This window comes from Synechococcus sp. KORDI-49, from assembly GCF_000737575.1.
GTDB lineage: Bacteria > Cyanobacteriota > Cyanobacteriia > PCC-6307 > Cyanobiaceae > Parasynechococcus.
The window spans coordinates 623,601-638,721 of sequence record NZ_CP006270.1; the positions used below are offsets into that span (position 1 = coordinate 623,601).

The window sequence follows — 15,121 nt, forward strand, 5'->3', positions numbered from 1 at the left end:
CGCCTGACGCTAGGGGGCGGGCTGCTGCTCAGGGTCGCTCCGGTGGATCGGAGGCATCACCGTGAGAATCACCTCAGCGCGCACCGGCCGTCCCAGTTCGTTGCTGCAGCGCGCATCGATGTGATGGCGGAGCCCGTCCACCGTGGCACTGTCCAGTGGCTCCAGGGGGTTGATGTACACCACCACGAAGGCGGTGCGGCCCAGCTGCTGCACGGTGAAATCCATCATCTGCAGCGAAAGCCCGGAGAGTTCCTGCATCAGCACCTGTCGGGTGCGCTGCAGCACCCCAGGATCGGCCGCCTTACCGGCAGCCTGGCTCAGAGCATCCCGCAGCGCCTGCAGCGGCTCCCTCAGCAGCACCCCACTCACCGCCAGCACCAGCAGCGCATCGGTGATCGGAGCCAGCGGAGCCAGAAGCGTGGTCTGAAGCAACGGCGTCGCCAGCAGTGCCAGACCTGTGGAAGCTGTGATCAGCGCATCGATGCGGGCATTGCGCGCTTCCGTGAGAAGCAGCAGCGAGATGCGACCGGTGCGCCGCCAGTCACGGAAATGCCGCCAGGACAGCAGCCAGCAGAGGCCCGTCACCGCGACGGTGTAAGCGGCCACCGGCTCGAGGGTGAGTGGAGGAATCTCTGCACCCCGCCACCAGTCGATAAGGGTGCCGCAGGAGCTGCTGAGCCCGAAGCCGATCACTCCCAGCAACACCAGGGAGCGGAACAGCACATACAGAGCTTCCTGACCTTCATAGCCATAGGGCCAGGCGCGATCCGGCGGCCGCACCACGTTGCGGCTGATGCGGCTGGCGATCAGCGAGGAGCCCACCAACACCGCCGAATAGAGGCCATCCAGCAGCAGGGCTGAGGATCCGGTGAGCACGTGAGCCACAAAACCGGCCAGGGTCATCACCGCGTTGGCGCCGATGCCGAAGCGCAGGGAGCGCTGTTCGATGCGGCGGGCCAGCGCGTCGTCGCTCATGCCAGGAGGGGATGCAGCAACTGGGACTGAACCCGTTCCAGATCCGCGAGAGCCCGATCCCGGTACGCGCCGTAACGGGCCCGCTTGTCGCGGATCCGTTCCGGCAGATCCGGCAGCAAACCGAAATTGGGGGGCATCGGCTGAAACTTCGCCGTCGGCGCTTCGCTCACGAAGTGGGTGAGTGCACCGCTCATGGTGGTGGGCGGCAGATCGATCGTCTCCAGACCGCGGGCCAGACGGGCGGCATTGGTGCCCGCCAGCCAACCGCCGGCAACGGCGGCGGCATAGCCCTCTGTGCCGGTGATCTGGCCTGCCGCGAGCAACGATGGCCTGCTGCGGAACTGCAGGGTGGGCGTCAGCAGCTGCGGAGATTCCAGAAAGGTGTTGCGGTGCATCACCCCGAAGCGAACGAATTCGGCCTGTTCAAGTCCAGGGATCATCTGCAACACCCGCTTCTGTTCCCCCCACTTGAGGTTGGTCTGGAACCCCACCAGATTCCACAGGCGTCCGTCCTTGTCCTCCTGACGCAGCTGAACCACGCCGTAGGCCCGCTTGGCTCGCCGCACATCCCGATCGTTCACATCGCCCCAGCGGGGATCCCACAACCCGATCGGCTTGAGGGGGCCATAGCGCATCGTGTCTTCACCGCGCCGGGCCAGCTCCTCAATCGGCAGACATCCCTCGAAGAAGGTGGCCTCCTCCTTGTCGAAATCCTTGAGCTCAGCCTGCTCCGCCCCCAGCAGCGCCTCGCGGAAGGCGAGGTACTGCTCCTTGTCCATGGGGCAGTTGATGTAGTCGGCATCGCCCTTGTCGTAGCGACTGGCGCGGAAGGCGACGGTGAGATCGATGCTGTCGCCGTGGACGATCGGGCTGGCGGCATCAAAGAAATGACAGTCGGCGCGGCCGGTGAACGACCTCAGATCCTGCGCCAGCGGTTCACTGGTGAGCGGACCGGTGGCAATCACCGTGATCTCGCCATCGGCTGGGAGAGCCTGCTGCTCCCTCCGTTCGATGGTCACCAGAGGATGCTGATCCAGGGCCTCCGTGAGCGCCGCGCTGTACCGGCCGCGATCCACCGCAAGAGCTCCTCCGGCTGGAACCGCATGGGCATCGGCTGTGCCGATCACGAGCGAGCCCAGACGCCTGAGCTCTTCCTGAAGCAGGCCTGCGGCACGATCGCTGCTGAGCGCACCAAAGCTGTTGCTGCAGACCAGCTCGGCGAAATCGCTGCTGTGATGGGCCGGTGATCGTCGGATCGGCCGCATTTCGACCAACCGCACAGGAACACCTGCAGCGGCGACCTGCCAGGCCGCTTCGGTGCCGGCCAGACCAGCCCCGAGAACGGTGATCACGGCTGGCTGATCAGTCAAGCGGCTGAATTCTTTCAGCCTTCACCCTAAGGATCAGGCGCGGCTGCGCTTGAGCAACAGCTGCAGCTGACCGACGGCGGCACGGCCGATGTTGAAGGCCGCCCAGCCCACGGCGGCGAGAACCGGTGCCACCACCAGGAACAGACGCGCGTCGATGCCCAGCACCTGACCGGTGGTGATCACGCTGAAGGCGGAGTAGCCGACGATCGCGAGGATCAGGACCAGGCCGATGGCGACTCGGACGAAGCTCATGAGTGGGGCTAGATGCCCGGCGATCTTACGGACCGTGAACGGATTGCGGGCGCTCCTGGAAGGAAGCTGATCGATTTCGCAGCAATCAACCCTGAAGCGCGGCATGGCGGCCGGCCAGCTCGGCGTAGCGGCGCGCATGGGCCCGCTGCTCCGCCACAGCCTCATCCGCCAGTTCCCGCTTGGCCTGAGCCGGAATACCCACCACCATCGTGCGGGCCGGAACATCCTTGGTCACCACGGAACCGGCTGCCACCAGGGCACCGGCGCCGACGGTCACACCGTTGAGCACCACAGCACCGATGCCCACCAGACATCCATCCTCGAGGGTGGCACCGTGAATCACAGCCCGATGGCCCACGGTCACCTCCGCTCCAATGACCACGGGTTGACCTGGATCGCCATGCAGCACGGCACCGTCCTGCACATTGCTGTAGGCACCGATGCGGATGACCTCCAGGTCACCGCGTGCGACGGCTGTCGGCCAGAGGCTGCTGCCGGCTGCCATCTCCACATCGCCGATCACCACAGCTGACGCCGCCACCCAGGCCCCTGGGTCGATCCTCGGTGCCGGCCAGGGAGAGGAGACGGTCATGAACGCTCAAGGGACAAGCCCCAGTCTCCCGGTAGCCACGGTGATAATGTCCATTGGTGCCTGAAATGGCATTCCCCAGAGGGCGGGTCGCTAGCTCAGCGGTAGAGCATCCGGCTTTTAACCGGCTGGTCCTGAGTTCGAATCTCAGGCGACCCATGCATTTCCGCATGATCGAGCAGAAGGCCTCCGTCCGCCTGACGGAACGGCGTTTCGCGATCATGTCCCGGATGGAGCCGGCTTGCCCGGGATGATCTGCCCCAACTGATGCGAGATCAATAAGCGTGAATCACCGATGGCGGGCCTGTTGATCGCTATCGATAACGACCCGGAAGCCACTGGCTCGGTTCACGAACGTGCGCTGGGAAAGGTTTTCGGTGATCGTGCCGGTGATGCTGACGACGGTGACGATGAAGGAATGCGTCTCCGGCGGTGATCGCCGGCAGCTGATCCGACCTTGCAGGCCAACGATCCGCTGTTATGACACACGAGCATTTGTACCCATCGCAGGGTCTGCCGGATGGCTTACTTCATCTTCTTTGGACTGACTCTGCTGCTGGCCCTGTTGGGGGGTCTGTTTTCCCGTGTAGCGGCCGAGAAGTACTGGATGTGACCTGATGCCAGACCGGTCGAAGGTTGATCTGGCCGTCATCGGTGCGGGGCTGGCGGGATCTGCCTGTCTGGCAAGGCTGCATCAGCAGGGATTTGAAGGGACAACCGCCGTAGTGGAGGCCGGGCGAGGACCCGGCGGTCGGATGGCCACCCGTCGTCGCCGAGAGAACCCCGCCTGGCGACTCGACCATGGCGCTCCCGGGCTGCAGCTGTCGGAGCACCTGCCCGATGGGGTGGAACAGCTGTTGCGGCCATTGCGGGAGCAAGGCACGCTGCGCCGCGAATGGGGATGGATCACAGGACTGGATGCCACCGGCCAGATGGTGGATGCTCCCGAGGAGCACAGCGACAAAGGCGCCTGGCATCGGGGACAGCCCACGATGGCCCACCTCTGCGAGGGGCTGCTGGATCAGGCAAGTCCAAGCCTCGAGCGCAACTTCGGGTTTCGGGTGCGCTGGCTGCAGCACACCGGCGGCCACTGGCTGCTGATGGACGACACACGACAGACAGCGGTGGAGGCGCGCATCCTGGTGATGAGCGGAACGCTGCTGGCCCACCCCCGTTCTCTTGCGATGCTCGCCTGGCCGGATGTGCCGCTGCGTTCCGCCATCCCGGCCCATCAGGATCCGGATCTGGATCGGGTGCTTCAACAGCTGGCAGGCAGCCGCGCGGCCGTGCGCTGGAACCTGATGCTGGAACTTCCTGGAGAGGATGATCGCAACGCCCCCCTGCCCCGCCAGATCCTGCTGACACCGGAGGCACAACGCCGCTGGCAGGTGGAACGCGTTGTGGTGCATCCGCAGAGCGATGGAGGTCTCGGCGTTGTGGTGCACGGCCTGGATTCCGGCGAGCCGATCACGCCGTCCAGTCAGCCGGCACTGTTGAAACGAGAGGAACACCGGCTGATGGAGCTGCTGCCCGAACTCCTGAAAGCCTTTCCTGCGCTGATGCGTCAGTGGCCTCAGGCCAGAAGCCTGGGCGTGATGCGCTGGGGTGCGTCGCAGCCCTTGAACCATCCGCTGCCGACATCGCTGCAGTGGTGCATGGCAAGCAACATTGGATTCTGCGGTGACTGGATTGAAGGAGCCGGATTCGGCCGGGCGGAGGGGGCTCTCCGCAGCGGCGTGGCACTGGCGGAACTCCTGCAGCCGGGAGCCTGATCGCCACTGACACTTACAATGGAAAAGCGCCGGGGAGTGGCGCAGTTTGGTAGCGCGCTTGCTTTGGGAGCAAGATGCCGCAGGTTCGAATCCTGTCTCCCCGATGCCTAATGAAGTCAGTCCCCAGCTGACATCTTCGCCGCCCCTAGTGGGGCGGTTTTTTATTGAAAAGCCACGGATGTGTGCAAAATGTGTGCATAGATCACGGCGCCAACAGGGTTTTGCACACAACTTTGCGGGCAGCAGGTAGGACCTCTTGACAGAATCGGAAAGCGTGTAAGGCTCTTTTCAAGCATTGCTGGAATTTCTGACTATTCAGTTCACGCTGGGTTAAGGCTCTTGTTGGCCTCCCGGTAGGAATGCAAACCGCGGGGTCTGACTGTGCCCCCGTGACCCTGACAAGAGGGAGAGCAGTCACAGAGCAGATTCGGACGTGACGAGTCCCTGTCCTGAGGAGAATTGTCAGTCAGAAAGGACGGTTAAACCAGTGGGCGAGAACTGGGGTTCCGACTGGGTTTGCTCCTCTTTCAGCAAGATGACTCATTTTGAGGAATGGGTGCATGAGCCCGAAGCAGCAAAGTTGCTATCGGTCAAACAAAGCACCCTTCGTAGCATGCGCCGTCAGCGCAGGCTGGACCCTGGAACGCACTGGATTTACGCGACGGGGGCAATTGGTGGGCCAGTCATTTACAACATTCCATCAATTCGAGAGATGCAGCGACGCCGCACTCTTGAGGCTGTCAAATCGGAAGATGAGCGCCGAGAAGAACTACTCAAACGGCGCAGTCAAACAATTGAAAGCTACAGAGACAACTACCGGAACCAAATCATCAAAGAGGTGCAGGCATGAAAAAACCCCCTGCATCAACAGGGGGCCAAGCACAAAACGATCTACTGAATGTTACAGCCGAGTCCAGAAACGGACAAGCTGCGTCCATTCAGTCCAGAGAAACTTGGCCCTGGCAAGACATTGATGTCTCCAATACCAGTGCCCTGCTGAGGCAGGGCCGAGAGCAAGGCTGGTCAGCCGAGCATTACCAGCGAATTGCAGAAGCACACGATTGTCGGTTCCCTATGGCTGCCCTGATCTGGGAACAGTGCGCGCGGAGGGTTCAGAAATGAACACTCCAATTTTCAGCACCAAAGAAGAACAAGTGGCGTTCCAAGAGGGCATCGCAATGGAACGCGCTCGGCAGGCCACACAGCAGAACAACAGATCAGCTGATCCTGCTGCTGATCTAAAGATGCTCCGCGCAAGGGCAATGGAAATCGTCCAGGACGAAGAGATCACCTCACAAGATCGCCTCGCGCATCTCAGGGCATTAAGCGACAACCAAGCTATTCATCGGTTCCAAGAAGCAGAGCTTCGGCGAATGTTATGGGATGCGCGCCGCGCACTGAATAGTCCTGCCGGTCCAATCGAGCAAGGAGGCCAGCTTCACATCAGTGATGCCCCTTGGCTGTGGAATGGTGTGTTCATTCGCGGTGTAACAAACCTGATCACCGCAGCACCAAAGCTAGGCAAGACCAGATTGGTGACATCACTGTTCGGAGCATTGGCACATGGTCGAGACGAGTTTCTTGGCCGACGGCTTCACCGCGGAGAGCCACCAAAGTTTCTGATCGTCGGGTCTGATCAACCCGAACGTGACTGGGCCAAGTGCCTGAAACTCGCGGGCCTCCTCACCTGTGACAACCATATGTGGGACTGCATTGTGGCGCTGTTTCACAAAGGTGCTCCCCTGCACCTTGACGACGAGGGCATCGAAACTATCGCCGGTTACTGCAGAAAGCATCCCAACTTGATTGTTGGAATCGACAGCTATCACGCCTGTACGGCTCAGATGGGCCTGCAGGAGAAGGATGCATCTTTCGCCGATCCACTGCTTGACCTGCAAGAGGCGACGGCTTGTTATCACCCGACCATTGCCCTCATCCATCACAGCAAAAAGGGTGGTGGCACTAGAGCTTCAGAAGCCAGCCGCGGCAGCAATGCACTTCCTGGGGCTGTGTCTCAGACCATCACATTGAATTGGTGCCAAGACAACAGCGGCAACCCGCTGGCACCGCGGGACAACCGTTTGAAGCTCAGCACCGAGGGCAGAGAGGACATGCCTCTCGACATGGTGATTGAGCAGACCGATGCGGGCTGGATTTGCCATGGCAGCGGCGAGGAGGTGGCTCAGGCCCAAGCCATCCAAGAGGTGATCGACAAGCTGGAAGACCGACAACACCAAGCTTTGCGGGATATGGCACATCACTGGAAAGCCACCCACCGCGGCATGGATGCAGTTCACCTCGCAGACGCATTGGACTGCATGCCGAACCGAGCGGCAGAGACGATCACCGCTCTGGATCGCAAGCACCTACTGCAGCGCGCTGGTGAGCGACCCGCCGGACCCAAGGGAGGCAAGCCAGCGAAGCTCTACCGCCCGGTAGATATCGTACTGCCCTTATTCCCATTGAAATCGGAGATTTCGGAAGAACCGGTTGTTGACGTTGAAGCCACGCCAGCCGCACCAGAATCAATCACCGGTTTGACCGGTAAAACTGACAACCTGGTTGATCGGGTAACGCAAGCCAAGATTGAACCCAGCCGTGTACCGAAAGCGTCGGTCTAACCGGTACAACCGGTTGTTGAAAGGAGAAATCTCCCAGACATGGCAGACTCACCGCATCTGGAAGCTCAATTCTGCCGCTGAATTGGGCTCTGCAAACAAGATCTTGAAGTACCTCCTCATTTTTATACCTGAACTGAGGAAACAAGTTCGTGCAAACCAACAATTGCCCGCAGGATTGTAATTGCATCCGAGACCCCTACCTGACCATTGCCATCAACATCCATTAGAGTGATCGGATCAACTCCTGGAAATTCAGCGAGGCGATCTTCAAGCCCAACAATATGTCGTAAAACCATAATCGCATCTGAAACCTCATGCTGCCCACTACCATTAATATCGCCAATCAATACATCTCTTGACTGAAAAGATCCTATTGAAATCTGATCGTTGCCGGTAAAACCAAATTCGTTTTGGCTTCCAGTCGGATTTACCACCTCGTCAGCTCGTCCTTGGACCCTGAATGTTATCGAGCCCTCATCGCTCCTGTTAAAGCTATCAGTAACAATGAATCCAACAACGACATCAATAACTTCTCCCTCGTTCAGACTCTGATAGGGAGCACCTCTCGTATCTATCGTGACGAGACCATCTGCAGAAAAACTGATTCCAGCCTGCTCCGCAGTCAGCAGAGCCTCTGATTCACCTAATGAGACAGTTTTCAAGAGAAAGCTAGATGCGTCAAACTCGGAGTCAGGATAGCCCTTATACTTAACCAGTTCGGAATAAATATCCCCGAAGATTTTTCCACTATATATTTCATCCTCTCTTATAGGCGGTGCAGCGGAAACATAGTTCTTGGCAATTGGCCCGGGCAATGTGGTCGTCTGCCTTATTGAAAATGAAGCCCCTTCTGGAAAGGCTGAATACGGAATGTCATCTTTATGATGATATGGCAGTTCAACTGAAGCAATAGGATTGCCTTTAAAAGCGTTGTCACCAATCGAAAGAGTTGAGTCGGGAATCACGACTCTCGTTAATCCATTACCTACGAATGCATTGTCACCAATCGAGACGACGGAGTTCGGGATTGATACCTCTATTAGGCTATTCTCTGCAAATGCGTAATCACCAATATTAATAACGGATTCTGGAATAGCGAGCCGCAAAAGCTCATTGCTTTCAAACGCGGAATTGCCTATCGCCAATACCGAGCTAGGTATATCAACTTCTTTTAAATTGTTACCGTAAAAAGTGTAGTCACCTATCGAAACGACAGAGTCGGGAATGTCGAGAGATGTTATTAAATTATGAGCAAATGCGCCCATTGACATCCAAGTGTCGGGGATAAAAAATTGGGCGAGCTCATTCCACTTATCACTAGAATCAATCTCTCCAATGGTACTAATAGAGTCTGGAATGACAACCTCCTTTAGGTGGTTTCCTGCAAAAGAGCCAATGCCAATTGATGATATGGAATCTGGAATGGTGACCTTATCTAGGCCACTTTTATAAAAAGCATAATTATCCACTATCTCCATGGAACCCGGGATGGCTAGTTTTTTTAATTCACCTCCTTCAAAGGCGCCCATGCCGACAAAGGTGACAGAACTGGGTAAATCAATTTCCGTCAAATCGTTGCCCTTAAAGGCAGAATGGCCAATTGATCTAACTGAATTAGGGAGTGTTATTGCTATCAAGCTGTTTCCTTCAAAGGCAGAATTCCCGATCGACACAACGGAGTCTGAAATAAAAGCTTGCTCTAGGTTATTCCAATAAAATGCTTGATCACCAATCGATATGACATTTTCAGGAATACGGATCTCAGACAGGTCATTGTATTTAAATGCATTGTCTCCAATAGATATTACGGAGCTTGGAATCAGAGCATTTGTCAATTGATTGCCTTCGAAGGCAGAATCGCCAATCGAGATTAAGCTGTCGGGAAGGCTTATATTGAAAATATTTTTGTATTTAAATCTCCCATCAGACGGTATCTCAGTCGAACCTTCATAGACATACAAGTAATTATTCCACAATTCATATTTAAACTCGGGGAGAGGAGTAGGGGTTTGGACAGGAATTGGCGCTGGGCTTGGGCTTGGCGCTGGGCTTGGGCTTGGCGCTGGGATTGGGCTTGGCGCTGGAGGCCAGGTGTCCACTGCCATTGCTACTGAGACTTCAACAGCGCTGGCATGTCCGACTGAGTCAGTGAAAGCCCCTGCTGCAACTGAAATCACACCATCAGCGCTGCTGTTGCGTGTCGGCGTGAAGGTTGCTGTGTAGGAAGCCCCTGTGCCCGCAAAATTACTGAGGGCGCCGCCGCTGGCAGTCACATCCTCGAGTGCGAAATCTGTGGACGCTTCCGATAGGTTGAAACTGATTTCGGCCGTTTCACCAAACGTCAGTGACGTGTCGTCGCTTGTGATGGTGATGGTTGGAGCTGCTGTGTCCACCGTCATGGTCACCGAGCCAGCGCTGCTGGCATTACCAGCTGCGTCGGTGAAAGCTTCGGCTGCAACTGAAATCACACCATCAGCGGTGCTGTTGGCTGCCGGCGTGAAGGTCGCTGTGTAGGCAGCCCCTGTGCCAGCAAAATCGCTAAGGGCACCGCCGCTGGCATTCACGTCTCCCACAGCGAAATCTGTGGCAGCTTCCGAGAGGGTGAAGTTGATGCCAGCAGTTTCACCTGCGATCAACGAATCATCACTTGTGGTGATTTCAATGGTTGGTGCTGTGGTGTCCGGCGGGATCGTGTTCACGCTGTAGGTGATGCTCTCCACTCCGGTGTTCTTGTTGCCAGCGGCATCCGTGAAGCTGTCAGCAGCCACGGAGACAACACCATCCGTGGTGCTGTTAGCCGTTGGCGTGAAGGTTGCTGTGTAAGACGTCCCGCTTCCTTCAAAATTGCTCAGCTCACCACCGCTCACGGTCACATCTTCTGCCGTGAAGTCAGATGATGCATCCGAGAGAGTAAATGTGACGGTTGCCGTCTGACCCACGCCCAGTTGCTGAGTGTTGGTGGATATCGTCACCGTTGGTGCGGTGCGATCGACCGTGTCGATCCGCATAGAGACTGACGCACCGTCGCTGTTGACGTTGCCAGCAGAGTCGGAGAAACTTCCGGCTGCCACAGCGACCATACCAGTGGTAACGCTTTGCTCTGCCGGCACGAAAACAGCCGTGTACTCCGTGGGGCTGTTGGTGGTGAAGTTAATCATCTCACCACCGCTTACGGTTAGATCCTCCAGCGTAAAGTTCTCGGAATTCTCTGACAGTGTGAAGGTGATAGTTTCAGTGGTTCCTGGCGTCAGGATGTTGTTGTGCCAGCTTGTTGAAAGAGCAATTGTTGGCGCCTGTGTATCGACCGTAATAGCAATGTTGGCGCCTTGACTGTTAGCTATACCAGCAGAATCTTTAAAAGTGTCGGCAGCGACGGAGATAACACCTTGACTGGTGCTGTTCGCAGTAGGCGTGAATGTTGCTGTGTAGGAATTACCGCTGCCTTCAAAGTTACTCAGAGCGCCACCACTGGAGGAGATATCTTCGACGCTAAAATCAGTGGAGGCGTCCGATAGAGTGAAGGTGATTACGGCTGTTTCATCAATTCCTAGAGTGATATCATCGCTGGCTATCGCAACTCTCGGCGAAGAAGTTTCTGATGCAACTGCATCAATATGGTCAGCAACTTGTTCAGGTAAATTGCCATTTTCTAATTGTAAGGATACATTATTTGCGTGCCCAAGGAGCAAGATATCACTATCACTGTTCTTGGCTGCTATATCTAGATCGCTATATGCACAATCCGCTATGCAGGGCGAAGCATGGGAGGCAGAATTTGCATAGCCACTCCACTCAGAGATTCTAAAAACTAGATTCCACCATGGAATCGAATCTATTAGATGCACTGATTTTCTTGCTGAATTTTTAGCCATGAAACACTGAGCCCTGCGCAAGTCTCGAGAATTCGAAAGCTGGAAGATCCAGTATATCTCTACATTTTGTCGATTTCCATAAAGCGAATACTATTATTTTCGCGCGAGTCGTGACTCACTGTCAAGTATCTCAGATGATCCAATTGAGGCTTGCTTCACCAGCAAGGGCCCCTGGGTAGATTGGCCTCCCTTATCTTGCAAAACCAACACAAAAACCGCATGTACTGCAGCACTGGTGAAGCAGTAAGACGCAGCAGATCGCTCAGAAACTGAGAAGCTGTTATCGGGAATCCTTGAGCAGCTGCATCATTTTGTTCTGCCTAGCTTTCGTGATTAAGATTGTCTACGGTATAATTGCTGGGAAACCGTTGAATCTCACCTGTCTTTCTATGTCTTCAAGCCTGCGTTGAGTTTCCATGTTTCTAATATTTTCCTGAAAGCTCTCAAGCTGTCTAGCGCGCAATGACTCTGCCTCATAATCACTGAGGCAAATCTCTTTGCCTTTTATCAAGCCAAACAAAGCTGTTTTTCGATACACCCTTTTTCCTGGTGGGCATTGATTTGAATTCCAACTGTTGTCACCTCCCTTCTGAAGGGAGCGGGTATTTAGTGTTTCTAATTTCAAGGACTGCAATCTTTTGAATTGATTGTTGTAATACCTGAAACCGGCCCGGTTCATTGGGACGGTAAGTTTTTCATTGGGTTTCATTCCCGTTGTCCCCGGTGGTGTCTTTGCCGCTTCTGAGACCGTCATCACATTTTCTGTGCCGTCAGTAATTACAAGGTCAGCTGAACCGTCATTTCTTCCGGTAACAGTGCGCGCAAATAAATCGGCGTAGATGCTCGCCTCAACTGGTTGAGCTGCTGCCAGCAGCGGCAATAGCAACAGGAGGCGTTTCATGCCCCAAGTATGGATCGCAGCTCTGCTTCCCTCAACTGACGGATGACTACCGCACAGGCGGTCTGCACCGGACCCAGCCTGTTTTGATCATCGTCTCCCATGCCTCGATCGCGTTATGCCGCAGCATCCGTCTGCGCGTCATCGGTTCGGGTGGCCTGGGTGGCACCCATCTGTAGGTGCGCACGGCAACCCACTGTGCATGAGCGGTCGCTGAATCGGGCTTGAACTGAACGAGCTTCTGCTGATCAGCATTCGCCAGCCATCCTTCGCCACCGGGCTTCTCCGGGGGGTCATGCGTGGCACGATCCTTGCTCGGCATGGGATGAAGTCTGGCCAACACGGCTACCTGTGCTGGGGACGGATTTCACGACCGCCACACTCCCCCTTTCAGGGGATGTGGTCTGAGCTGATCAGTCCCATTCTCTTGTTGGAGCAGTTTTATGCCGGGGCTTTGGAAAATTACTGGTATTGCAAACAGTGGAAAGACCCCGCGAATCAGTCCAAGGGAACGGTGTGGACGTACTGGAAAGCCGATGCGTTTAGACATGCTGGAGTCCCTCGCTTAGAGGAGGGGATGGACTGCCTGATGGGCGGGCATCATCCGAGGGAATGCAGGCGGGGCACGAAGTGGACAGCGACGTGGGAAGACGGAACTTCATTCACGATTCGCTCCAGCCCCCAAGCAACAAAGCCACTCATGGCATCCATTGCGCAGCGCTGGGGGAACCCGCCTCGAATCCTTAAGCGTGAAGGGGGGCAAGCATTCGCAGTCGAATCCCTTGAGATACGGCGAGATTCATTTGTTTATCTCGTCCGGCTGCTCACGTTCGAGGAGACCGCGAGCGGTGCTGGCTTCTTCAAGATCGGCAAGGCCTCATCAATCCCAAACCGAATCAAGCAGTTCGGACCCTGTGAGCTGATCGCTCATGAAGCCCATCAGGATGGACCGGCAGCTCTGCATCGGGAGAAAGAGCTACACAAGCAATTTGCTGCTTACAGGCGGCCTGGAACTGAGATTTTCATCCTGAGACCAGCAGAGCTGCAGCAAGTGGTGGCTTCCATGGCGAAATCCGACAAGCGGTGAGCGAACCCCACCGGCTTGGGTCCTTTCTGGCCAAAACGGCCATGGGTCATCCTGCGGCACGGTTTTCAACTAGCGTCGCTTATTGAGAGTTGTTAACCGGGTTAACAATCTGCTGCCAGTTAACGGCGAGTTGATTGACGTGCAGAGTCATTAACGGTTGACCGCCGCAAAATTTGCTGCCGTCGCATCTGGCTTGAAACGTGCATACGACTTCAGATGCACCTCGATGGTGTGGCCCATCGCCTCGCTGATCTCTGCAACGGCAAGCCGTGCCGCGTGAGCCTGTTTGGCATATCGATGGCGAAAGCTGTACGGCGTCAGCTGTTCGCCCTGGTGCTCGGCTTCATCACGCAGCGCCATCCAGAACGCACGACGGCGCAGGTACTGATTCAGCGCCTGCCCACCATCGCCGTTGCGGTTTAACGGCGGGAGCTGCTCACCGACCTGCAGGCGTGCCTGGAGATTCCAATCGATGGCAGTGCCATCGGCATCACGCAGAAGCAGCGGGTGCAGCCTGCGGGGTTCCGTCTTGGCTCCTTTAGTGCCGCCCATCGATTTCTGATAGATCGTCCACAGCTCCGGTCCGTCTGCCCCGTCCTTGATGCGGAGGTGGCGTAGCTCTTCAGGACGGAGCCCATAAACAGCACAGAGCTGAATAGCGAACCGCCAGCGGTCATGCACTTCGCCTTTGGGGAGGTTGTCCAGCAGCTGGAGGATCTGAGCATCACTGAGGGGGTATCCGATGCGCTTGGCCTTCAGCACCTCTGGAAGCGCCGCAGGCGGGCTGTAAATGGGCTTGAGGTGTCCGCGCTGCACCGCCCAGTTCAGGAAGCCGTACAGCTTCTGACGAGACGTCTGACGCATGCGTGAGCCCTGCTCCCATTGCGCAAGGCATTGCATCGCCAACGCCTCGCCGTCCACGGGTGGTTTGCCTTCGAATGCCTTGGTGCAGTTACGCAGGACTGGCAGATAGAACGTCTTCCAGGTGGTATCACCAGCGTTAGGGACAAACTGCCGATATTTTTCGATCAACTGGCTGCAATCCAGCTGCTGATGGCTGCTGGCGGTGTTGGCGTTCTGCGCTGCAGCGGCAAGGGTGATCTGTCCACCAGCCCACCGCTTGAAGATCTGCTGAATGCGGGGCAGGGCCTGAGTGGAGCCCTCAAGGGTCCAGGCATAAGGCAGAGAAACGCTGCCAACGTCCTGAACTTGCAAACGCATCCGACCACGGCTGTTGAGCACCTTCCAGCCCGATCCACATGACACACGCACTTGATCGCGAAAGGGCTTGACCCAGGGCTCGCTGAAGGAGATGGCTGGCATCCCGGGAGAGGCATGTTGCTACCAAAGTGTGTGCAAAATGTGTGCAAAACGTCAAGCAGCTAGTGACAGCAGGTGACACCTCATGGCAGCCAAACCCAGTCAGAACTCGCATCACGACTGGAGTAAACGAGTCAGACGCGAAACAGGGGTGCTGCTTTGGGAGCAAGATGCCGCAGGTTCGAATCCTGTCTCCCCGATTGCCATCTGAGCGGTGCCCCAAACCGCTTACGCGAACCCGGTGCCGTCGGCATCGGGTTTTTTATCGCCAGGGTGAGATCATCACGATGCGCGGATCGTCCTGCCGTGAGCTCAACCTCTCTCTTCCTGCGGGTGATTGGGGAGATGTCCAATCAGCGCTTCTG

General features: G+C 56.6%; 13 protein-coding genes and 2 tRNA genes. 7 read left to right on the top strand and 8 right to left on the bottom strand.

Going from position 1 to position 15,121, the window contains the following annotated elements; translation table 11 throughout:
* Positions 1-9: 9 nt before the first annotated feature.
* The 4 genes from KR49_RS03385 to KR49_RS03400 form a co-directional block, all read right to left on the bottom strand.
* Complete coding sequence (locus KR49_RS03385) at positions 10-975, bottom strand: cation transporter (protein WP_043691618.1); 966 nt, start codon at positions 973-975, stop codon at positions 10-12.
* A complete protein-coding gene (gene trmFO / locus KR49_RS03390) occupies positions 972-2,345 on the bottom strand; it encodes an FADH(2)-oxidizing methylenetetrahydrofolate--tRNA-(uracil(54)-C(5))-methyltransferase TrmFO (protein WP_043691621.1) in 1,374 nt (457 codons plus the stop codon). The genes KR49_RS03385 and trmFO overlap by 4 nt, the downstream gene beginning before the upstream one ends.
* A gap of 33 nt (positions 2,346-2,378) precedes the next feature.
* Positions 2,379-2,501, bottom strand: a complete 123-nt coding sequence (locus KR49_RS03395; protein WP_043696653.1) for a photosystem II protein Y — start codon at positions 2,499-2,501, stop codon at positions 2,379-2,381.
* A 181-nt stretch (positions 2,502-2,682) separates the two neighbouring features.
* Positions 2,683-3,189 carry a gamma carbonic anhydrase family protein gene (locus KR49_RS03400; protein WP_043691624.1) on the bottom strand — a complete coding sequence of 169 codons (507 nt, stop codon included), beginning with the start codon at positions 3,187-3,189 and terminating at the stop codon, positions 2,683-2,685.
* 84 nt (positions 3,190-3,273) lie between these two features.
* Between KR49_RS03400 and KR49_RS03405 the strand changes: the two genes are divergently transcribed.
* From KR49_RS03405 to KR49_RS03425, 6 genes are all read left to right on the top strand, one after another.
* Positions 3,274-3,345: transfer RNA gene (locus tag KR49_RS03405), tRNA-Lys, on the top strand.
* A 136-nt stretch (positions 3,346-3,481) separates the two neighbouring features.
* A complete protein-coding gene (locus KR49_RS13755; protein WP_156957084.1) occupies positions 3,482-3,622 on the top strand; it encodes a hypothetical protein in 141 nt (46 codons plus the stop codon).
* A 181-nt stretch (positions 3,623-3,803) separates the two neighbouring features.
* The gene (locus tag KR49_RS03410) at positions 3,804-4,958 is read left to right on the top strand and encodes an NAD(P)-binding protein (protein WP_043691626.1); all 1,155 of its coding nucleotides are present in this window, start codon (positions 3,804-3,806) and stop codon (positions 4,956-4,958) included.
* Positions 4,959-4,988: 30 nt separating this feature from the next.
* Positions 4,989-5,062, top strand: a tRNA-Pro gene (locus tag KR49_RS03415).
* 431 nt (positions 5,063-5,493) lie between these two features.
* On the top strand, positions 5,494-5,808 hold the full coding sequence (locus tag KR49_RS03420; protein WP_043696656.1) for a hypothetical protein: 315 nt from the start codon (positions 5,494-5,496) through the stop codon (positions 5,806-5,808).
* Positions 5,809-6,019: 211 nt separating this feature from the next.
* Positions 6,020-7,579: an AAA family ATPase gene (locus KR49_RS03425; RefSeq protein ID WP_156957085.1), complete on the top strand. Its 1,560-nt coding sequence runs from the start codon at positions 6,020-6,022 to the stop codon at positions 7,577-7,579.
* A 122-nt stretch (positions 7,580-7,701) separates the two neighbouring features.
* On the opposite strand, the gene KR49_RS03430 is transcribed toward KR49_RS03425, so the two are convergent.
* From KR49_RS03430 to KR49_RS03435, 3 genes are all read right to left on the bottom strand, one after another.
* Positions 7,702-11,451, bottom strand: coding sequence for an Ig-like domain-containing protein (locus KR49_RS03430; RefSeq protein ID WP_084187943.1), 3,750 nt, complete (start codon positions 11,449-11,451; stop codon positions 7,702-7,704).
* 343 nt (positions 11,452-11,794) lie between these two features.
* Entirely contained in the window at positions 11,795-12,352 is a 558-nt protein-coding gene (locus KR49_RS13760; protein ID WP_156957086.1) for a hypothetical protein, read from the bottom strand.
* Positions 12,353-12,398: 46 nt separating this feature from the next.
* Entirely contained in the window at positions 12,399-12,671 is a 273-nt protein-coding gene (locus KR49_RS03435; RefSeq protein WP_043691633.1) for a DUF1651 domain-containing protein, read from the bottom strand.
* Positions 12,672-13,049: 378 nt separating this feature from the next.
* Here KR49_RS03435 and KR49_RS14080 point away from each other — a divergent pair, with 378 nt between their 5' ends.
* Positions 13,050-13,436, top strand: a complete 387-nt coding sequence (locus tag KR49_RS14080; RefSeq protein ID WP_162176150.1) for a GIY-YIG nuclease family protein — start codon at positions 13,050-13,052, stop codon at positions 13,434-13,436.
* Positions 13,437-13,586: 150 nt separating this feature from the next.
* Here the strand turns inward: KR49_RS14080 and KR49_RS03445 are convergent, their stop codons facing one another.
* Complete coding sequence (locus KR49_RS03445) at positions 13,587-14,657, bottom strand: site-specific integrase (RefSeq protein WP_253912809.1); 1,071 nt, start codon at positions 14,655-14,657, stop codon at positions 13,587-13,589.
* Positions 14,658-15,121 lie beyond the last annotated feature (464 nt).